General features: G+C 57.9%; 19 protein-coding genes and 2 pseudogenes. 4 read left to right on the top strand and 17 right to left on the bottom strand.

Annotated elements, in window-relative coordinates; all coding sequences use genetic code 11:
* Window positions 1–43 precede the first annotated feature (43 nt).
* Window positions 44–391 carry a hypothetical protein gene (locus AC4PCC_RS06470; protein WP_492126790.1) on the top strand — a complete coding sequence of 116 codons (348 nt, stop codon included), beginning with the start codon at window positions 44–46 and terminating at the stop codon, window positions 389–391.
* A 120-nt stretch (window positions 392–511) separates the two neighbouring features.
* Here AC4PCC_RS06470 and AC4PCC_RS06465 read toward each other — a convergent pair.
* Window positions 512–739, bottom strand: a pseudogene (locus AC4PCC_RS06465) (Tn3 family transposase); the annotation flags it as partial.
* Between the two features lie 51 nt (window positions 740–790).
* Window positions 791–1,152, bottom strand: a pseudogene (locus tag AC4PCC_RS06460) (DDE-type integrase/transposase/recombinase).
* Window positions 1,153–1,367: 215 nt separating this feature from the next.
* Here AC4PCC_RS06460 and AC4PCC_RS06455 point away from each other — a divergent pair.
* Complete coding sequence (locus AC4PCC_RS06455; protein ID WP_492126789.1) at window positions 1,368–1,604, top strand: type II toxin-antitoxin system CcdA family antitoxin; 237 nt, start codon at window positions 1,368–1,370, stop codon at window positions 1,602–1,604.
* Window positions 1,605–1,606: 2 nt separating this feature from the next.
* Window positions 1,607–1,921 carry a CcdB family protein gene (locus tag AC4PCC_RS06450; RefSeq protein ID WP_492126788.1) on the top strand — a complete coding sequence of 105 codons (315 nt, stop codon included), beginning with the start codon at window positions 1,607–1,609 and terminating at the stop codon, window positions 1,919–1,921.
* Window positions 1,922–2,334: 413 nt separating this feature from the next.
* Here AC4PCC_RS06450 and menE read toward each other — a convergent pair whose 3' ends face one another.
* From menE to elaB, 7 genes are all read right to left on the bottom strand, one after another.
* The gene (gene menE, locus AC4PCC_RS06445; protein ID WP_492126787.1) at window positions 2,335–3,750 is read right to left on the bottom strand and encodes an o-succinylbenzoate--CoA ligase; all 1,416 of its coding nucleotides are present in this window, start codon (window positions 3,748–3,750) and stop codon (window positions 2,335–2,337) included.
* A gap of 93 nt (window positions 3,751–3,843) precedes the next feature.
* Complete coding sequence (menC, locus tag AC4PCC_RS06440) at window positions 3,844–4,812, bottom strand: o-succinylbenzoate synthase (protein ID WP_492126786.1); 969 nt, start codon at window positions 4,810–4,812, stop codon at window positions 3,844–3,846.
* Window positions 4,812–5,669 carry a 1,4-dihydroxy-2-naphthoyl-CoA synthase gene (menB, locus tag AC4PCC_RS06435; protein WP_492126785.1) on the bottom strand — a complete coding sequence of 286 codons (858 nt, stop codon included), beginning with the start codon at window positions 5,667–5,669 and terminating at the stop codon, window positions 4,812–4,814. The genes menC and menB overlap by 1 nt, the downstream gene beginning before the upstream one ends.
* Window positions 5,670–5,678: 9 nt before the next feature.
* Complete coding sequence (gene menH / locus AC4PCC_RS06430; protein ID WP_492126784.1) at window positions 5,679–6,443, bottom strand: 2-succinyl-6-hydroxy-2,4-cyclohexadiene-1-carboxylate synthase; 765 nt, start codon at window positions 6,441–6,443, stop codon at window positions 5,679–5,681.
* Complete coding sequence (gene menD, locus AC4PCC_RS06425) at window positions 6,440–8,209, bottom strand: 2-succinyl-5-enolpyruvyl-6-hydroxy-3-cyclohexene-1-carboxylic-acid synthase (protein ID WP_492126783.1); 1,770 nt, start codon at window positions 8,207–8,209, stop codon at window positions 6,440–6,442. The genes menH and menD overlap by 4 nt, the downstream gene beginning before the upstream one ends.
* A 52-nt stretch (window positions 8,210–8,261) precedes the next feature.
* On the bottom strand, window positions 8,262–9,560 hold the full coding sequence (locus tag AC4PCC_RS06420; protein WP_492126782.1) for an isochorismate synthase: 1,299 nt from the start codon (window positions 9,558–9,560) through the stop codon (window positions 8,262–8,264).
* Between the two features lie 152 nt (window positions 9,561–9,712).
* On the bottom strand, window positions 9,713–10,027 hold the full coding sequence (elaB, locus tag AC4PCC_RS06415) for a stress response protein ElaB (RefSeq protein ID WP_416249259.1): 315 nt from the start codon (window positions 10,025–10,027) through the stop codon (window positions 9,713–9,715).
* 344 nt (window positions 10,028–10,371) lie between these two features.
* Between elaB and AC4PCC_RS06410 the strand changes: the two genes are divergently transcribed.
* Window positions 10,372–12,027: a glucan biosynthesis protein D gene (locus AC4PCC_RS06410; protein ID WP_492126781.1), complete on the top strand. Its 1,656-nt coding sequence runs from the start codon at window positions 10,372–10,374 to the stop codon at window positions 12,025–12,027.
* Between the two features lie 42 nt (window positions 12,028–12,069).
* On the opposite strand, the gene AC4PCC_RS06405 is transcribed toward AC4PCC_RS06410, so the two are convergent.
* The 8 genes from AC4PCC_RS06405 to nuoI all read right to left on the bottom strand — a co-directional run bounded on the left by AC4PCC_RS06405 (window position 12,070) and on the right by nuoI (window position 20,547).
* Entirely contained in the window at window positions 12,070–12,531 is a 462-nt protein-coding gene (locus AC4PCC_RS06405; protein WP_492126780.1) for a GNAT family N-acetyltransferase, read from the bottom strand.
* Between the two features lie 28 nt (window positions 12,532–12,559).
* A complete protein-coding gene (locus AC4PCC_RS06400) occupies window positions 12,560–13,858 on the bottom strand; it encodes an HdeD family acid-resistance protein (protein WP_492126779.1) in 1,299 nt (432 codons plus the stop codon).
* Window positions 13,859–14,102: 244 nt separating this feature from the next.
* Window positions 14,103–15,560 (bottom strand): NADH-quinone oxidoreductase subunit NuoN, encoded by a 1,458-nt coding sequence (nuoN, locus tag AC4PCC_RS06395; RefSeq protein ID WP_492126778.1) that lies wholly within the window; start codon window positions 15,558–15,560, stop codon window positions 14,103–14,105.
* 6 nt (window positions 15,561–15,566) lie between these two features.
* Window positions 15,567–17,087 (bottom strand): NADH-quinone oxidoreductase subunit M, encoded by a 1,521-nt coding sequence (gene nuoM, locus AC4PCC_RS06390; RefSeq protein ID WP_345828349.1) that lies wholly within the window; start codon window positions 17,085–17,087, stop codon window positions 15,567–15,569.
* A 218-nt stretch (window positions 17,088–17,305) separates the two neighbouring features.
* The gene (gene nuoL, locus AC4PCC_RS06385; protein ID WP_492126777.1) at window positions 17,306–19,144 is read right to left on the bottom strand and encodes an NADH-quinone oxidoreductase subunit L; all 1,839 of its coding nucleotides are present in this window, start codon (window positions 19,142–19,144) and stop codon (window positions 17,306–17,308) included.
* Window positions 19,141–19,443 carry an NADH-quinone oxidoreductase subunit NuoK gene (nuoK, locus tag AC4PCC_RS06380; protein WP_067705691.1) on the bottom strand — a complete coding sequence of 101 codons (303 nt, stop codon included), beginning with the start codon at window positions 19,441–19,443 and terminating at the stop codon, window positions 19,141–19,143. The genes nuoL and nuoK overlap by 4 nt, the downstream gene beginning before the upstream one ends.
* Window positions 19,440–19,994, bottom strand: a complete 555-nt coding sequence (nuoJ, locus tag AC4PCC_RS06375; protein ID WP_067705694.1) for an NADH-quinone oxidoreductase subunit J — start codon at window positions 19,992–19,994, stop codon at window positions 19,440–19,442. The genes nuoK and nuoJ overlap by 4 nt, the downstream gene beginning before the upstream one ends.
* Before the next feature lie 10 nt (window positions 19,995–20,004).
* Window positions 20,005–20,547, bottom strand: coding sequence for an NADH-quinone oxidoreductase subunit NuoI (nuoI, locus tag AC4PCC_RS06370; protein WP_067705696.1), 543 nt, complete (start codon window positions 20,545–20,547; stop codon window positions 20,005–20,007).
* Between the last annotated feature and the right edge of the window lie 10 nt (window positions 20,548–20,557).

Genomic DNA, 20,557 nt, shown 5'->3' with positions numbered 1-20,557 from the left:
TTGCGGCAGCGATAGAGAAACAGATGCCCGGCTGGATACCCTGATGGGAGCTGATTCGCACGGACAATACCATCAGTTTTTGAATCAGCTGCAGAAAGCGGTTAAAGAAAAGGATAAAAAAAGCGTTGCTGCGATGGTCGACTACCCCATTACTGTCACCGTCAGCCATAAAGCAACTGATATTGCTGACAGCCATGCATTTGTTAAGGCATACGACAGCATGTTCACTGACAGGCTGGTTAACATCATTCTGCATCAGACGTATGCAGGCCTGTTCGTCAACAGTACGGGTGTGATGGTCGGCCCGCAGGGAGAGCTGTGGTTCAGCGGCCTGTGCACCGTCAAAGACTGCAGCAGGTTTGATATCAAAATCATGCAAATAAATAACTAACAGCGCGATACTATGATGCCTCGTGTGGTTAACGATATTGCGAAATACTGGTGCCAGCTGCATCGTGAGATGAGGCGTTCTGTATCTGGCCGGGTGGCACTCATATAGAGGGTTTGACGGTCAATGATGTAAAAAACCACGATAAGGCGATAATTTATTGTTTAGGCTGAGGTTTAATGGCCGAAGTTCTCCCTTCAGAATATCCTCCGGCAATGTGAATGAGTAATGTCCCAGCATATTGATATGCCCGTGCATCAGCGGTGACAGCCGGGCGATATGTTCATCATCCGGTGCTTCACCCATTGTTGCTCTGATATGTGAAAGTGCTTTCTGCATATAGAGTGAGTGGCACTGTTGCAAAGTTCACGATGAGGTGGCCTTTTGTATTATTAAAAGACCTTACATTTCAAAGACCCGGCTCACCAGACGCATCTCGCCCAGGGGAGCACCATAATAAAATGTTGAGGCCTGACCTTTACGCAGTGCACGCATAACCTCAATACCTTTGATTGTGGCGTAAGCCGTCTTCATGGATTTAAATCCCAGCGTGGCACTGATTATTCTTTTCAGCTTCCCGTGATCGCATTCAATGACGTTATTCCGGTACTTAATCTGTCGGTGTTCAACGTCAGGCGGACACCGGCCTTCACGTACGTTTCATCAATGTGCCACGGGCAAAGAGCTGAAGGGTTACGCCAGTACCAGCGTACCGTCCACAGGATGATGTCACGTTGAAAATGCCGGCCTTGGAATGGGTTCATGTGCTGCTCGGTCAGCAAAAAGGGGGCGATAGATTTACCACCTCCAGATTTTTGCAACAGAGCCGTCCAATCAACATTTCAGACAGTTAATTTCTTAACGTGGTTTTTCGCATGGTGGCCCTCGAATCCCTGCAATAATTTTCGAAATTGCATTTTTGGTGTTATGGTACGTCTCATTACCCGTGTTTATTACACGGCATTTACGCGAGGTATTTATGGCAACAACACAACGAGCAACGCAAAGCGTTACCATGACCGTAGAACGAGCCATACTCAGCCGTGCGCGTGAGGCTGGAATCAATCTCAGTGCCACCCTGACCGCGGCCCTTAATGCTGAACTACGCCAGTACGAAGCGAAAAAGTGGCAGGAGGAAAATAGCGAAGCGCTGGAAACTCTTAACCGCTTTCACGATGAACACGGTTGTTTCAGCGATGAATACAGGACGTTTTAAGAATGCAGTTCACTGTGTACAGTAATACCGGGAAAAGCACCGTCTATCCCCTGCTGCTTGATGTAACCAGCGATATTATCGGCCAGTTGAACCGCAGGATCGTGATCCCCCTGCTGCCTGTTGAAAAGTACCCTGGCAGTACACGTCCCGAACGACTGGTTCCGCTTATCAGACTGACCGACAATAAAGAATATGCAGTTATGACACATGAGATAGCGAGTATTCCCGCTCGTTCTCTGGGGGATATTTTTTGCGATGCTTCCCTTCATCGTACCCAGGTTAAAGCCGCGATTGATTTTCTTCTCGATGGTATTTAATCCCACCCTCCGGGGCTGCCATTTTGTTTCGGTTAGCCTCGAAATTTGATTCACCAAAAAAGGTGTTATGGGAAATGAACTATCTAAATGCCCCCCTGGTGGATATATAAAAAATTGCGGGGATCGTAGCGACCATCGTCTGGATCTTCTCTTAGAGTTTTGTGCACACTCCCCTGTGAGGATTTTGACTGGTACCCAGTATCTGAAAAAATTGGCAGTGTCAGAAACCAGGGAAAAGGTGTGATTGAGAAGATATAGGTTATGTCATTCAGAAATTAAACTGTTTCCTCCGGGACGTCTTTCGACAATATTTTTAGCTTATGAGCCATCCCACTCCACTCTGGTACGGCGTTAATTGACGTTAATTTATTTATAAGCTGTGACTAAATTATTCACCTGGTCCAGAACCTCCATCACCCTCCATTACTCCCGCTTTCGCCTAGCGCTACCCAGGCCATAAGCCGCTTCCTTGAAATTTTAACCCCGCCGCCGCTCAGATCGGGCAGCCTGTACCATGCTACCGGCCGCTGGAAACCGGCCAGCCTGCTGCCTGCCCAGTCGGCAATCTCTGCCAGCGTGGCGGCCTCTGTTGCTACCAGCGCGACCGGGCGATGACCATATTCAGCGTCCTCGCGCGGCACAATAAAAACCTGTGAAATAGCGGGATGCGCCAGCAAAGTCTGCTCGATCTGCTCGGGCTGAATACCTTCTCCGGCAGAGAAAAACTGATTATCCATGCGTCCGCACACCCGAAGCTCCCCTGCCCGCCACTCGCCTCTGTCGCGGGTAGAGAACCAGCCCTCCTCATCCAGCAGCGGGATCAGGTCACCGTTTCGCCAGTAGCCGCAGCCGAGCGCCGCCGACCGGATCTGGATCTGGCCGTCATTAATGCGGATGCGCTGCCCGTGAAGCGGCAGGCCCACGCCCTCTTTCCCATCTGCCCGCTTAGCGGCCACGGTGGAGGCGGTTTCCGTCAGGCCATATCCGCACCAGCAGGCGATGCCGCGCGCTTCCGCCTCCGAGGTTAACGAGGCTGGTATTGCCGCTCCACCCAGCAGCACGGTATGCAGCGTTTCCGGCAGCGAGGGCTGCTGCAACACCCGCCAGAGCTGAGTAGGCACCAGCGAGGCGAAAGTGGCGTTTTCCAGCGCCCGGGACAGGGGTAGTTCGCCCGGTAGCACCAGCCCGGCCCCCATCAGCAGCCAGCGCCAGATAATGCCCTGCCCGGAAACGTGAAACAGCGGCAGGGAGAGCAGCCAGCTCTCTTCGGCGGTAAACCCCAGCCGCTCACACACGCCCGACGCACTGGCCAGATGCGCGCTGAACCTGTGTGCCACCGCCTTCGGGGTGCCGCCGGAGCCGGAGGTAAAGGTCAGCGTGGCGATGTGGGCGGGATCCCACGCGTGTGGGATGACGCCCGACTGCTCCGCCAGGGTCAGTACACGGAGTGCAGTTTCGCTTTCGGGGCGCAAAAAACGGGACGCAGGGAGGGAGTCGATTTCTCTTTCAGCCGTCAGGATAAACTCTGCATCAAGGCCGCAGAGCATCGCCGTCAGCTGGGCAGCAGGGAGTCGGGGGTTGACCGGTATCAGCCGCGCGCCGCATTTGAGCAGCGCCAGATATGCCAGCAGGCTCGTTTCACCGTTCGCTCCCCGGAGCACCACGGCACTGCCGCAGCGTACCCCCTGCTGGCTGAACCCAACGGCCAGACGCTCAATCCTTGCGGCCAGCGTATGCCAGTCGTAGCCCCGTTCACCGCAGCAGAGCGCAACTCGCTGCGGATAACGTCGCGCCCAGCATAGCCAGGGCCAGTCAGTTAGCTCTGTCATATGCTCTCCAGCTCACCCTGCGAGACAACGGGCGGCATATTCAGCTCTGCCATATGCTCTCCAGCTCACCCTGCGAGACAACGGGCGGCATATTCAGCTCTGCCATATGCTCTCCAGCTCACCCTGCGAGACAACGGGCAGCGCGCTGCCGGGCCAGCAGCGGATAAGCTGCTGCTGCATTAGCGCAAGCGTATCCAGCCCGGGCACCGCATCCGGCGTCAGCCAGCGGGCGATGCGCGCCAGCTGCGTCAGGCCCAGGCTCGACTCCAGCGAGGAGCCGATCACCGCGACCAGCCCCGCCCGCTGTGCAAGCTCTACGCGCTGGCGAACGGCGTGCAGGCTGCCGGTCAGGGTGGGTTTGATGATGACTGCGCGAAGATGAGGCTCAGCCGTCAGGGTGAAACCCGGCTCGCGCGCGCTTTCATCCCAGCCCAGGGCGATGCCCGTCTCCAGGGCAAAGCGGCGAGACTCTGCCGCCGTGCGGCACGGCTCCTCAATAAACGCGATACGAGAACGGTATTCGCTGGCGACGAAGTGGGCAAAGCGGGCGGCTTTATCGGGCGACCAGCTGCGGTTGGCATCCAGCCGCAGCGTCAGCCCCGGCACCGCTTCCAGCAGCAGATTGACCATTACGCCATCGCGCACCGGTTCGTACAGCCCTAACTTCATCTTGGCGACCGTCGCGCGCTGTTGCCGCAGCCTGTCGATAAGCTCATCGGGATCGCCATTGCAGAGAAGGGCACTGTCGTAATTCCCCTCTCCCGGGAGCTCGCCGGATAATTCCGCCTGGGCACAGCTCAGACCAAAGGCAACCGACGGCAGCCGACTTTCGCTGTCCGGCTCGCCCCGACACCAGCACGACAGCCATGCGATGGCGTCCTGCCGCGCCTCGTCCAGCGACTCAGCGCTGAATCCGACCAGCGGCGCGATCTCTCCCCATCCTTCGCGATCGTCTTCCTCAAGCCTGACCAGCAGGCCGGATCGGGTTTTGATGCGTCGGTCCCGCAGAACCGTGCCCGCCTCAAGGGGGATCGCATAGTAAAATAACGCGGCGCGGCGCATCAGGGATTCCGCGTAAATTTACTGAAGTCGGGCTGGCGCTTCTGATTGAACGCGTTACGCCCCTCCTGCCCCTCTTCCGTCATATAGAACAGCATGGTGGCATTGCCGGCCAGCTCCTGTAATCCGGCCTGACCGTCGCAGTCGGCGTTAAGCGCCGCCTTCAGACAGCGCAGCGCCATCGGGCTGTTCTGCAACATCTCGCGACACCAGCTTACCGTCTCCTGTTCCAGCGCGGCCAGCGGGACCACCGCATTGACCAGCCCCATCTCCAGCGCCTGCTGCGCACTATACATCCGGCACAGGAACCAGATCTCCCGCGCCTTTTTTTGCCCGACGATACGCGCCATATAGGCAGCGCCCCACCCGCCGTCAAAGGAGCCGACTTTAGGCCCGGTCTGACCGAACTGAGCATTATCAGCCGCGATGGTCAGGTCACACAGCATATGCAACACCTGTCCACCGCCCACCGCGTAGCCCGCTACCATCGCCACCACGGGTTTAGGACAGGTGCGGATCTGCCGCTGGAAATCGAGCACGTTAAGATGGTGGACGCCCGATTCATCACGATAGCCGCCGTAGTCGCCGCGAATTTTCTGATCCCCGCCCGCGCAAAACGCCTCATTCCCCTCACCGGTGAGGATAATTACCCCCACCCGCTCATCGTGACGGGCATTGTCTAACGCCTTAATCATCTCCTTAACCGTTTGAGGCCGAAAGGCATTGCGCACCTCTGGGCGGTTGAGGGTGATTTTTGCAATACCCTCCGGTGATTTGTGAAAGCGGATATCGCCATAGCCGGCGCTACAGTCCAGCCATTCAACCGGTGCCGATAACATTTCTGGATCAGGATAGATCATGATTGTTCCTTAGTCGGGAAGACGCTGCGCCAGATGGCGGGCGAACGCCTGGGGATTGGCCCGATGGGCGTTATGGCCCGCTGCGGGGAGGGTTTCAAATGGAATTCCAGCCTGCTCTGCCAGCGCTCTGAAACGGCGATCCTGTTCTCCACAGAGATACTGTAGCGGGCAGGTGAGCTGCGCGAGGTCAGGGCGTAAATCGGGCTGTACGGCGAGTGACGTAGCCATCAGCATCTCCGCCAGCGCCTGCGGATGATTGTTGCGGCGCAGGGCGATCAGCGCATGGCGCTCAGTTTCACCGAGGTCGGCAAAAACGGCCTGGCGGTACCAGTCGTCAAGGGTCTGCTCCAGCGGTTGCTGACGGAATCTCCTGGCCCAGGCCCGATCGTTTTCACGTCGCTGCTGCCGCTCTTCATCGCTGGTCAGCCCGAAATGCCCGCCCTCGACGGTCAGCCCCAGCAGATCGCTGCCGCCGTGATGGCAGGCGTGGTATAACGCCACGCGACCCCCGAGCGAATAGCCGATCAGCCAGTAGCGTTTCACCCGATGAAAGCGCAGCGTGGCGGTGAGACGTTCAGAGATCTGCTCGAAATCGGCTACCCGCTGCGCGCGGGAGCCACCGTGTGCGGGCAGGTCAATACTGAGCTGGGGACTGTCAGGAAAGTAGCGCTGCACGCTTAGCCATTCTGCCCCGCTGCCAAGAAAACCATGCAGCCAGACCAGTACCGGCCTGTCGCTGACGTGCTTACCGCACCACTGCGCGTGAAGGATCATCGTGCGTCCTTACCGGCTTCAGCCAGAAACTGCGCCGCGGCCTGTTCCTCTACCCGCAGCTCTATCAGGGCGGCGCCGCTCTGCCACCCCTTGTCTACCGCTGCCAGCAGCGCCTCCCAGCTCCGGGGCTGATGATAGGCGAGGCCGAACAGGGCCGCCGCGCCGGAAAAATTGACCTGCTGCGGCAGGGCAAAAAAGCGCTCACGCTCGGCTTTCGGCGTGGGCAGCATCGAGAAAATCTGCCCACCGTTGTTATTCACCACAATCAGCACCAGCGGCGCACTGCCCTGGCGCAACAGGGCGAGACTGTTGATGTCGTAAAGCGCAGAGAGGTCGCCCACCACGGCCAGCAGCGGCTGCCCGCTGCCGCGCTGTACACCGGCGGCGGTTGCGATCGGGCCGTCAATGCCGCTGGCACCACGGTTAGCAAACACCGGATAGCCCGCCGGAAGCTGCGCCAGGGCATCCGCCAGCCGGATGGTCAGGCTGTTACCGAGGAACAGGCTGCCCTTTTCAGGCAGTAGCGCCGGTAACCGGTGCGCCAGCTGCGCCTCGCCGAAATGGTCGAGCGCCCGGTGCAGATTTCCCCGCGTTTGTGCCACCCGCGCGTTTAGCCTGCTGTACCAGGGTCGCTGCGACGTGAGAGGATCGGTATCGTGCCGCGGATCTGGCTCCAGGGATGAATCTGCGTCCTGCCGGAGGTTTGGCATCAGGGCAGAGTTGCCCGTCAGCTCTGACGCTGGCGCGACGGCAGGATGGGCCGCCAGCCAGGGGAGAATGTCAGCGACAATGCGCACGCCGCGATGGTGGGTGGGGTCTCGCCTGCCCGGCATCGACTCAATCAGCCAGAAGGCGTCGGGCTGTGTGTCGCCCAGCCAGCAGCTAAGCTGTTTACTGGTCAGGTGACTGCCGAACTGCACCACCACCTCAGTCGCCGACAGGATGTCACGCGTTTCCGGCTGCCGCAGCCAGACTTCAGCGCTGGCAAGCGGCTGTCCGCACTGTGACTGAACGTCGGCCAGCAGGGGCCAGCCCAGCGCGCTGGCCCACGCCGCCAGCGCGATGCCCTCCTCCGGCGTGATTTTCCCGGCGATCGCCACGCCGCGTTTTTGCCGCAGGGTGGGCCACTTTGGCTGAACGGGTATCGCGGGCCGCGCGGGCATACTGAGCCAGGGCTGGTCGCTATGCCACCAGTCGCCCAGCGCGTCGTGCCAGTCGCTAAATGCATCAGGATCGCCGCCATACAGCGGTTCGGCAAACGGGCAGTTGAGGTGTAGCGCGCCCCAGCGATGTTCACCAAGCAGCGCGTCCACCGCCGAAACCAGCCAGCGGGCGGGAATATCCGGCGTGGGTCGAGGAAGGTTACATGCGGCGGCGACCTGCCCGGCAAACAGCCCCGGCTGCTCAATGGCCTGATTGGCCCCACAGTCGATTAGCTCCGGGGGACGGTCGGCAGTGAGGATAACCAGCCTTTCACCGGTAAGCCGCGCTTCGATAATCGCCGGATAGAGGTTAGCAGCGGCTGTTCCCGAGGTCACAATAACCGCCACCGGCTGGCGCAGCGCTTTTGCCAGACCCAGGGCAAGGTGCCCGAGGCCCCGCTCGTCGAAGTGAGTGTGACAAATCAGAGTGGCATGCGCCGCAGCTTCGAGCGTCAGGGGCGCGGATCGCGACCCGGGAGCGATGCAAATATGACGCACGCCGTGGCGCGTAAGGGCTTCAAGGATAACGCCCGCCCAGCGGCGGTTGAAGGTGCTGTGTGACATAACCCGCTCCGAAATCAAGCCAGGCTTGCAGTATAAAAGCAGCAGGCCGCGACTATTTTGATTTGAGGCAGGATCCCGCAGTTAAATCGACATTAAACAGGGAAGCCAGTCCCGCCGCCTTACGGTTAAGCTCCTGCCACTCACTCTGCGCTTCAGACCCGGCGACAATCCCCGCCCCGGCATACAGTCGCACGAGATTTCCCTCTACCCCGGCTGAACGCAGTGCGACGGCAAATTCGCTCACCTCCGCGGAAAGATAGCCTACCGACCCCGCATACCAGCCGCGTGGGAAGGGTTCATTAGCGGCAATAAACGATCTGGCGGGCTGACGGGGCAGCCCGGCGACGGCCGCGGTAGGTTGCAGGCGCGACAGGCACAGCAGGTCGTCCGCACGCGCCAGGCTGGCGCGAATTCTGCGCCGAAGATGCTGAACGTGCCGCAGGCGAAGGGTCTCTACCGGCAGCACATCCAGGCCGGCGGTAACCGATTGCAGGCGCAGGCAAATATCTTCCACCACCATGCCATTCTCACGCAGGTTTTTATCATCCTGCAGCATCTCGTGTGCCAGCCTGTCGGCCTGGGCGCCATCCGCTGAACTGGCACAGGTTCCTGCCAGCGCCTCGGTTAAGAGCCGTAATTCACGGCGGTGATAGAGGCGTTCCGGGCTGGATCCAATAAAGGCGCGGCCCGGTTCAAGCGCCAGCAAAAAGTGATAGCAGTGCTGGTTGATATCACGACTGGCGGCCAGCAGCGACGCCGCCGACACCGCGCGGGTAAAACTCAGGTCGGTGGCGCGGGCCAGCACCACTTTATCCAGATCCCCTCGCTGAATTGAGGCCAGCGCGCGTTCGACCAGCCCGGTCCAGTCGTGGCATTGCGGCAGATGCGTAAGCCCGCTCAGCGGGTCGGGGAGATCCCCGACGTCGCGTGCAGGAAGGAGGCCATCGAGAAAGGCGATTGCCCGCTGCGCATCGGCCGGAAGTGAGACGGCATCATGCAGAAAAATGCTCAGGGTAGTCCCCTGCAAAAGCAGACGGGGGAGAAACAGAAAGCTGCGGGTAAGCCCAAATTCATTGGCGCCCACCAGCTTCCAGCCGGGGGGCAACGTCTCAAGCAGTTGACGGGCATCTGCTGCCGACTCTGCACGCATCACCTCACCGCAGGCGGTAAGCGTTTCGCCTGTATCACGCGGCTGCCAGTAGAACTGCGGCCAGACGGCCTGTGCGGCCAGCCAGCGAAGTCCGTCACTGTCGGCAGGCAGCAGGGTATCCAGCCTGGCGTAGCCGGGGCGGCTATCGGTAATCTTAAGCAGCTGCTGACGCAGATGCTGGATCGCGGCAAAAATTAACACGACTGTCTTCCCGGGCTGCGAAGAATGCCGCTATTTTACGCGTGAATCATTCAGCTATTTTGATCCAGACCCAATTCAGACTCGCAATCAGGTTTTTTGAGCATAAAAAAACGGGCGCCTTTTCAGACGCCCGTTCAGTCAATCCGTTAGCCTTAGCGACGGGCCAACAGCAGACCCACAACCAGACCCAGCGCGGCACCGACGCCGACACCCTGCCATGGCTTGTCGTGAACGTACTCATCCGCGCGGTCAACGGCCTGCTTAGCGCGAGCATAGTAGGAATCAGCCGCATCGCTGGCGCGGGATTTCACCTCTTTCAGCGATTTTTCCGCTTTGGCTTTCAGCTCAACATACTTCTGATCGGCCGTGTCGCCTGACGAGTTGAGAACATCTTCCAGCGTTTGGGTTAACAGCGCCAGATCGTCATCTACACGGGTATCTTGTGGTTCATTATTTTTAGTAGCCATAACATCTCCTTGTGCGAATTAATTTTCTTCACTAACTATAGACACTTTAAGAACTTCTGCCGCTTAAATGGACCAGGAATTGACTGATAAAATGCCCGATCCGGTGAATAATGCGCCAGTTGAAAAAAACCGGGATTAAACGGAATACACTGCTTTGATTAGATTAATCTGATAAATTTCGCAGCAGTGAATTTTCAAACCGCTACGCTGTCGTACCCCTCTGTGACCTTGCTCACACCTCGGGTAAAGCAGGCTGCGTTTCGTTCGGGTCGTGACGCAGCTGATGTGCATCAGTGCGCGACAGGCTCTACACACTCCGTTCAGCAAAGGAAATGACTTCTGGCATGAATCGAAGAATGTTTATGAAAGCGTCAATGGCTTTCGCTACGGTAAGCGGGATGTCCGGTTTATCAACGTTATTTGCTCAGGCCGCCTGGGCAGACACCGATATTGCCGACGGCACGGCGAAACGATTTGATTTCGACGTGCTGAAAAAGATGGCCGCCAGTCTGGCCAAACAGCCCTGGAGCGGCGCGCCAGCGCCTCTGCCGGAAACGCTGGCTACGCTGACGCCGCAGGCCTATAACGAAATCCAGTATGACGCCAACCACTCGCTGTGGAATGCCACGCCTGACCGTGAGCTGGACGTACAGTTCTTCCACGTGGGGATGGGATTTAAGCGCCGCCTGCGCATGTTTTCCGTTGATGCCGCCAGCCGCGAAGCGCGTGAAATCCACTTCCGGCCTGAGCTGTTTAACTACAATAACGCGAAGGTTGATACCCATCAGCTTGAGGGCAAAACCGATCTGGGCTTTGCCGGCTTCCGCGCCTTCAAAAAACCCGAACTGGCCAGTAAAGATATCGTTTCCTTCCTCGGCGCCAGCTACTTTCGCGCCGTTGATGAGACTTATCAGTACGGCCTGTCCGCGCGCGGCGTGGCCATTGACACCTTTAGCAGCAAAGAAGAGTTTCCGGACTTCACCGCGTTCTGGTTTGAAACGCCGGCCGCGGGCGACACCACCTTTACTGTCTATACCCTTCTTGATGGAGCAAGCTGTACCGGTGCCTTCAAGTTTGTTATCCACTGCGACGATAAGCGGGTGGTGATGGAGGTGGAAAACCACCTTTATGCCCGTAAGGATATTGACCAGCTCGGTATTGCGCCGATGACCACCATGTTCAGCTGCGGCAATAATGAGCGTCGCATGTGCGATACCATTCACCCGCAAATCCATGACTCCGATCGTCTGGCGATGTGGACCGGCACCGGCGAGTGGATCTGCCGCCCGCTGAACAATCCGCAGCGCCTGACCTACAACGCCTACCAGGATGAAAATCCGCGCGGCTTCGGCATGTTGCAGCTGGATCATGATTTTCAGGACTATCAGGATGTGATCGGCTGGTACAACAAGCGCCCCAGCCTGTGGGTAGAGCCGGTTGGCAAGTGGGGCAAGGGGGCCATCAATCTGATGGAGATCCCTACCACGGGTGAAACGCTGGATAATATCGTCTGCTTCTGGCGTCCTGCCGATGCCATCAAGGCAGGCAGCGAGCATAGCTTTAGCTACAAGCTTTACTGGAGCGGCCTGCCGCCGGTCCGCAGCGGCCTGTCGCGCGTAAACGCCACGCGCACCGGCATGGGCGGTTTCCCTGAGGGTTGGGCACCGGGCGAGCACTATCCTGACGTCTGGGCGCGTCGTTTCGCGGTGGACTTTGTCGGTGGCGATCTCAAAGCCGCTGCGCCAAAGGGGATTGAACCGGTAATAAACGTGACGTCAGGCACCATCAAACAGGTGGAAATCCTCTACGTTGAGCCGATTGATGGCTACCGTATCCTGTTTGACTGGTACCCCAACAGCGACTCCACCGAGCCGGTAAACCTGCGCCTGTTCTTACGCACTAAGGATGAGACGCTGAGTGAAACCTGGCTTTATCAGTACTTCCCGCCGCCGCCCGATAAGCGCCGGTACGTGGATGACCGCCAGATGACCGCTGGCTGATACGAAAAGGGCGAGGCTTTCTCGCCCTTTTATTTCACCGCTTTACGCCCCCGCTGACCTTTCCATATCAATATGCGGAATATTGTCTTCCAGATAAGCGTCGCTCACCGGCGTAAACCCGAAACCGGCATAGAAGCGTTGCAGATGGGCCTGCGCAGAGAGAAAGATGTTGTGCTGTGGCCAGTGCTGTTCGCAGCGACCGACGGCCTGCTCCATCAGCCGGTTACCCAGGCTCAATCCACGCGCTTCACTGGCAACAATAACCCGGCCAATTTTCACCGGTTCACTGGCCGTTTGCGGGGCCAGCAGGCGGGCACAGGCGACCAGTTTGTTATCCAGCATGCCCAGCAGATGGCGATTTTCACCCAGCAGATCGATGCCGTCCACATCCTGATAGGGGCAGTTTTGCTCAACCACAAACACCGCGCTGCGCAGGGCTAACAGCTGGTAGAGCTGCGCCGTGCTCAGTTCACTGTGATGCAGATCGTGCCACTCGGGTTTCATGCGTTTTCTCCGTTTCAGCCAGTGGCATCTACTTTAGCTGTAATCGCCTGCGGAAACGACTCTGCCGTATGCGTCCTGCTGCGGGCGCAGTGACTTTTTTAAGCAGCGTTACGTAGTCCATCAACAGACCGGGCGTCCAGGTCATGCCTTCCGCACGGCTGCGTACCAGCCCCAGCAGCCAGAATTGCGGGTCAAATAAGAGCGCAAATCCCCGCATACCCCGTTCGCTTAATATCCCCTCCATCGCCACATCCAGCGCCTGCATAACGCTGGTTGAACAGTTGCGCGATGTCAGGTTATAGGTCGTATCTGACGAATAAATTTGCCAGTAGTTTCGCAGCGCCTCGGCATTGTAATGCGGTAAATGGATACGGTGGTCAGGCAGGCACCAGTCGTCAATTTCCTGCTGGAGCGAGGGCAGAAAACAGCCCGACACGTCGTACTCTTCCCCTGCGCGCAGTACGGCGCGGAAGTTCGTGAAGTTGCGATCGATATCCTTTACCGGATAGTGGCTGATGTAAATCTCCTGCTCCAGGGAGAGCGCAGCATGACCGGCTGAAATGATGCCGTGCTGATCCACTGCGGCAAGATAGCGATCGATAATTAACCGCCGGTCGGTGACCTCAGCCGATCCGACCGGCGTCCACACCAGCACCTTGAGCGGAGCCGCCGGTTCGCGGTCCGGAAACGGGGGGTGGACATAGGCCGTACCGTGCGGGCGGCGCAGCCCGCGCGAGGTGTACATCGGCAGGCTGGTAACCGAGGCGTTTTCCGGCAGCCGCCAGACCTGCAGGGCCATCGCCATGGTTGCCGCCCCCCAGGCCAGCAGAACCAGCGCAAAGCAGAGTGGAACGGTGATGTGATGATGAAAAGGCCAGTTGCTGAAGATCACGCCGCTCAGGCCGATCTCCGTCAGCCCCAGCATCACCTTCCTGCGCCAGAGTCGGCAGCGCATCAGCGAGGTAGAAATCAGCCGGAACAGGCCGTCCAGCAGGAATGCCACCCCGAACAGCAGCGAAGCGGTGACATTGTTATCGGCGGGATCGCTGAAAATCAGAAACGCGATCAGCAGAAAGGCGCAGCCTTTCGCCATCCCCGGCCAGTCAATGCGTAAATCGGCCACCCCTGCCGTTATACACTCCCCTGCCCCGGCAACAATCAGCAGTAAGGCCAGCATATTGAGCGGCACCGACAGCAAACCATCCTGAGCAATATCAATGATGATAGCGATCCCCAGACAAAAGCAGATCAGGGCGACCCCGACCAGCGTCAGCCAGCGTGCTTTCAGCAGCTGCGCGCCCATCAGCAAAAATAACAATCTGAGCAAAGGATCTCTCCGGCCTGAGTTGTCTGTTACAGACATTCACTACTGTATCCGGTTAAGACGATGCGCCCGGGAAAGCGTTCAGTCGTTCGGCGGTTAAAGCACGTCTGTTTACTAACCGTTAGCAATGGCAGGCAACATACGCCAGTTTGCTTAGTTTTTGCTTAATGCGTCAGGTGTACACAGGAAAAAAGAGCGCAAAAAAAACGGGCTCCCAGGGGAGCCCGTTTTATCAGCAGGGTGAGAATTACATTAAGGGCTGCGCCATCTGCACCAGCGAAATCAACGGCTGAGGATAGACACCGAGCAGCAGTACGAGGATGGCAGAGATCAGCACCACGACGCCGCCTGCGGTGAACGCCCAGTTTGCCGGCGTATCACGCTGCAACAGCTCCGGCGGGTTGAGGTAGAGACTGACGGTCACGCGCAGATAGTAGTAGAGGCCAATGGCGCTCCCGACAACCACTGCGCCGGTCAGCCACCACAGATGCGCCCCCACGCCCACCGCGATAATATAAAACTTACCGATAAAGCCCAGCGTCATTGGGATCCCGGCCAGCGACAGCATCATCACCGTCATCACCGCCGACAGAATCGGACGATGCCAGAACAGGCCACGATAGGAGTAGAGGGAGTCCGCATCCGGCCCACGGTAAGGGCTGGACATCAGGCTGACCACGCCGAACGCACCCAGGCTGCTGAACAGGTAACCTGCCAGGTAGACCCCGACCGCTTCCAGCGACAGCTGGTGAGTCTGAATAGCGATCAGCGCCACCAGCAGATAGCCCAGATGCGCGATAGAGGAATAACCAAGCAGACGCTTAATATTGGTCTGCGAAATGGCCATCAGGTTACCGAAGAGGATCGAGGCAACGGCGATGAGCGCCAGCACCATCCGTACCGCTTCGCTGTCCGCTACCGGCGCATCGAGGAATAAACGCATCACCACGCCGAAAATGGCAATCTTGCTGGCGGTTGCCAGGAAAGCCGATACCGGCGCGGGTGCGCCCTGATAAACATCTGGCGTCCACAGGTGGAAAGGCACCAGTGACAGCTTGAAGCCCAGACCGACGATCATCATGCCCAGCCCTGCCAGCAGCAGTGGCTGATGCAGCAGACCGTCGTTCAGGCTTTTGCCCAGCGCCAGGAAGCTCAGGTTGCCGGAATCGGCATAGATAAGCGCCATCCCAAACAGCAGGAAGGAGGAGGCCACCGCTGACATAATGGTGTATTTGATGCTGGCTTCCAGCGAACGCTTTTGCTGGAAGGCGTAGCCCACCAGGCCAAACAGCGGCAGGGAGATCAGCTCAATGCCAATGAACAGCGACGCAAGATGGTTCGCGCTGGCCAGAACGATACCGCCTGCCGCTGCGATCAGCACCAGCAGGTAGAACTCTTCGCGGTTATCGGGATAGGTCGCCAGCCACGGGTAGGCAAAGGTGCAGGTCGCCAGGCTGGCAAGGATCACCAGTCCGCTATAGAGCATCGAATAGCCATCCACGCGCAGCAGCGGCGTAACGTCCATCGCGCCGACGTGCCCCACAAAAAAGAGCGAGAACAGGGCAACGTTAAGACCTACCACCGCCAGCGTGGCATTGGCGAAGTGGTTGCGCCGCCACGCAATGGAGAGCATTACCACGACCACCGTCAATCCGACGATCAGCAACGGCAGTAGCGCGATCAATTGTTGAGGAGTTATTGTCATGGCGAGTTACGGCCTTGTAGTTAAAATTGAAGCGGTATACCACTGCTGAATGTTACTCATAGCGGCATGAGAGGTATCCAGAATCGGCTGCGGGTAAACGCCCAGCAGCACCAGCAGGACCACCAGCACCATAATCATCAGAAACTCTCTGGGCGACATTCCGCGCAGCGGCGTTTCAGACTTGGGTGCGCCGTAGTAAGCACGCTGCATCATAACCAGTGAATAAACGGACGCGAACACCAGCCCAAAGGTCGCGATGACGATAATCACCGGCACGGACCTGAAGCTGCCGGTCAGGATCATAAACTCACCCACAAAGTTACCGGTCCCCGGCATCCCCAGGTTGGCAACGGCGAAGAACAGCGACAGTCCCGGCAGCCACTTGATGCGTGACCACAGGCCGCCCATCTGGCGCATATCACGGGTATGCAGACGCTCATACAGCTGACCGCAGAGGATAAACAGCGCGGCAGCAGAGAGACCGTGAGCAATCATCTGCACCACCGCCCCCTGGAACGCCAGCTGGCTGCCGGTGTAGATTGCAATCAGCACGAAGCCCATATGCGAAATGGAGGTATAGGCAATCAGGCGCTTAATATCGTACTGCGAGAAAGCCATCCACGCGCCGTAGAAGATGCCGATAATCCCGAGCCACATGGCGATCGGGGCAAATTCCGCAGAGGCGTGTGGAAACAGCGGCAGCGCGAAGCGCAGCAAACCATAGGCCGCCGTCTTCAGCAGAATACCCGCCAGATCCACCGAACCCGCCGTGGGTGCCTGACTGTGCGCATCCGGCAGCCAGCCGTGCAGCGGCACTACCGGCATTTTTACCGCAAAGGCGATGAAGAAGCCGAGCATCAGCACATATTCAACGGTGTGCGACATCGGCGTTTTCAGCAGGTCTTCGTAGTTGAAGGTCCAGATGCCCGTAGCGTTGTAATGCACAAAGACCAGCGCCAGAATGGCAATCAGCATCACCAGACCGCTGGCCTGGGTATAAATAAAGAATTTGGTTGCGGCGGTAATACGGGTTTTACCGTCCGATGCCTTATGACCCCAGAGTGCGATCAGGAAGTACATCGGCACCAGCATCATTTCCCAGAAGAAGAAGAACAGGAACATGTCGATGGCAAGGAACACGCCAATCACGCCGCCGAGGATCCACAGCAGGTTCAGGTAGAAGAAGCCCTGCCACTTTTCAATCTCATTCCACGAGCAAAGCACAGCCATCACACCGAGCAGGCCGGTCAGCACCACCATTAACAGCGACAGACCGTCCAGCGCCAGATGCACGTTAATGCCGAAGCGCGGGATCCAGGAGACGAGGAATTCCGATTGCCACTGCGGCAGGCCCGCAGCCTGCGTTAACGAATAGCCTCCCTGCATCCAGAGCTGCAGCGAGAGTACCAGCGTCAGTCCCATCGAGATCAGCGCTATCCAGCGCGGCAGTTTGCTGCTTATGCGCTCAAGCTGCCAGCATAGCAGGCCACCGATGAACGGGATGAGTATAAGCCAGGGTAACAGCATGGCGGTATTTTCCCTTCTTTTGTCCCCGTTTGGGCTATCTCACTCGGTATTTTGGCTTCCGGCAGTGCTCGCAATCCTCACCTACAAAAGTAGGCTGCGGTTGCTGCGCGCTGGCGAAAACCAAACTCCCGTCGCCGATAACGCCCATTTATCTGGGGAATATTTTCAAAATATATTTATTGGGCTGGAGCAAACCGCACCACCCCGCCCACTAACCTTTAAACCACCATCAGCAGCGCCAGCACCACGACGGCGCCGATGCTCATGGAAGCGACATACCAGCGCAGATAGCCGTTTTCACTGACCACCAGCCCCTTGTTCGCCACGCGGGAGAACAGAGCAGGCAGGTTCATCAGCGTATTCAGCGGATCGCGTGACAAAAGTCTGGCGACAAACAGGTAAGGTTTGACGAAAACTTTGTCATACAGCCAGTCGAAGCCCCAGGCGGCAAACCACCATGTGCTGAAGAAGCGGCCCGGCGCGCTGTTGGCAATACGGGTGACCAGCGTCCGGTTGCCCAGCCACAGCGCCGCAGCCAGCAGGATGCCGACAATCGCCACCACGCCAGAGGTGATTTCAAGCTGAAGCACACGGTCATGCGCCAGCCCGGTGGTCTCTGGCAGTACGCCCCTGAGCGGAGGCACAATCATCGCGCCAATAAAGGTCGAAAGGAGCAGCAGTACGATCAGCGGCAGATGGTGCGTAATGCCTTTGCCCGCATGCGCGTGAATTTTCTCTTTCCCGTGGAAGGTGATAAAGATCATCCTGAAGGTATAGAGCGAGGTCATAAATGCCCCGACCAGACCGGCCACCATCAGGTTGATATGCCCGTTAGCCAGCGCACCGGCCAGGATTTCATCCTTACTGAAGAAGCCCGCGGTGATTAGCGGCAGCGCCGACAGCGCCGCGCCCCCCACGAGGAAGCAGACGTAAACCAGCGGGATGCTTTTACGCAGGCCACCCATTTTGAAGATATTCTGCTCGTGGTGGCAGGCCAGAATCACCGAACCCGAAGAGAGGAACAGCAGGGCTTTAAAGAACGCATGGGTCATCAGATGGAAGATAGCGGCGTCCCAGGCCTGTACGCCAAGCGCCAGGAACATATAGCCAATCTGACTCATGGTTGAGTAGGCCAGCACCCGCTTGATATCCGTCTGCACCAGCGCGGCAAAGCCCGCCAGTACCAGGGTCACCGCCCCGATAATCCCCACCAGATGCAGGACTTCCGGCGTCAGCAGGAACAGGCCGTGCGTTCGTGCAATCAGATAAACCCCGGCGGTTACCATGGTCGCCGCATGGATCAGCGCGGAAACCGGGGTTGGCCCCGCCATCGCATCCGCCAGCCACGTTTGCAGCGGCAGCTGAGCCGATTTGCCGACCGCGCCGCCGAGCAGCATAAGCGTGGCCCACTGCAGCATATGATTATCTGCGGCAAAGTGCGCCGGTGCCAGCTCGACCATTTCCCGGAAGTTCAGGGTGCCCAGCTCGTTGTAGAAAATAAACAGCGCGAAAGCCAGGAACACGTCACCGACGCGGGTAATGATAAAGGCCTTCATCGCCGCCGCGCCGTTTTTCGGATCGGTATAGTAGAAGCCAATCAGCAGATAGGAGCAGAGGCCCACGCCTTCCCAACCGAGATACATCAGCATCAGGTTGTCGGCCAGAACCAGAACCACCATGCTGGCGATAAACAGGTTGGTATAGGCGAAAAAGCGCGAATAGCCCTCTTCTCCCCGCATATACCAGGAGGCAAACATATGGATCAAAAAGCCCACGCCGGTTACCACCGACAGCATGGTCAGCGACAGGCCGTCCAGCGTCAGGTTAACGTTAATGGTGAAGTTGCCCACCTGCATCCAGGTCCACAGCGCCTGGTTAAAGACCGCCTGTCCGTGACTGAAAAAATCGATTCCGACATAAATCGTCACCAGCGCCGCCAGACCGACGGACCCCATACCTACCGCCGCCGACAGGTTTTCCGACCAGCGGCCCCGGGAGAAGGCCAGCAGCAAAAAGCCGATAAGCGGAAAGAGAACAGTTAAATAGAGAAGATTCATCCGCGCATCTCGCTCACTTTATCAATGTTGAGGTTCTGACTGCGGCGATGAAGCTGAAGCAGCAGTGCCAGACCGATACTTGCCTCGGCCGCGGCCAGGCTGATGGCCAGGATATACATCACCTGACCGTCCGCCTGCCCCCAATATGCCCCTGCCACCACAAACGCCAGCGCAGCGGCGTTAATCATGATTTCCAGACTGATTAACATAAACAGCAGGTTGCGGCGAATGACCACGCCGGTCAGCCCAAGGACAAATAAAATAGCGGCCAGAATCAGACCATGTTGCAAAGGGATCATGCGTGTTCCTCCTTCCTGGCATTTTCAGCGTCTTCCGGGCGATTGCTTAACACCTCACCCACGCGTTTTTCGCGGCCAATGTGATACGCCACCACCAGACCCGCCAGCAACAGCATTGAGGCAAGTTCAACCGCCAGAACATAAGGGCCAAACAGGCTGATGCCCACCGCTTTCGCGTCGATCATCGACCCCGCAATACCGCGATCCTGAACGGAGAGGATGGCGTAAATCATCACCGCCAGCAGTACCAGCGACAGCAGACCGGGGCCTATCCAGGCGCCAGGCTGTAGCCACTGGCGCTCCTGCGCCTGTACGCTGTCGCCCAGGTTGAGCATCATCACCACGAAGACAAACAGCACCATGATGGCACCCGCGTAGACGATAATTTCCAGCGCGCCGGCAAAATAGGCACCCAGCGAGAAGAATACGCCGGCAATCGCCAGCAGTGAGATGATCAGATACAGCAGCGCGTGCACCGGGTTGCTATGGGTAATAACACGTAGCGTGGTGAGTACCGCCACCAGTCCGCAAAGATAAAACGCAAATTCCATGCCTGGCTCCTTAAGGTAACAAGCCCTTGACGTCGACAGGTTTGGCTTCATTTTCAGCCTGACCTTTGTCTTTCCCGTCGATTGCCATACCCGCCATCCGGTAAAAATTATATTCCGGGTATTTGCCCGGGCCGGAAATCAGCAGATCCTCTTTTTCATAAACCAGATCCTGACGCTTGAACTCACCCATTTCAAAGTCCGGGGTAAGCTGAATCGCCGTGGTCGGGCAGGCCTCTTCACACAGGCCGCAAAAAATGCAGCGTGAGAAGTTGATGCGGAAAAACTCGGGATACCAGCGGCCATCCTGCATTTCAGCTTTTTGCAGCGAAATACAGCCCACCGGACAGGCAACCGCGCACAGGTTACAGGCCACGCAGCGCTCCTGACCGTCGGGATCGCGCGTCAGCACGATGCGCCCACGATAGCGCGGCGGCAGATAAACCGGCTCTTCCGGATACATCATGGTTTCACGCTTCGCGAACGCGTTCATACCAATCAGAAATATACTGCGAACCGTGGTGCCAAAACCCACCACAATGTCTTTTAATGTCATTGTCTTACCC

The sequence above is a fragment of the Erwinia sp. L03-1 genome (assembly GCF_058686115.1).
The sequence above is the reverse complement of the archived record's forward strand: the minus strand, read 5'-3'. Positions and strand labels throughout refer to the sequence as shown.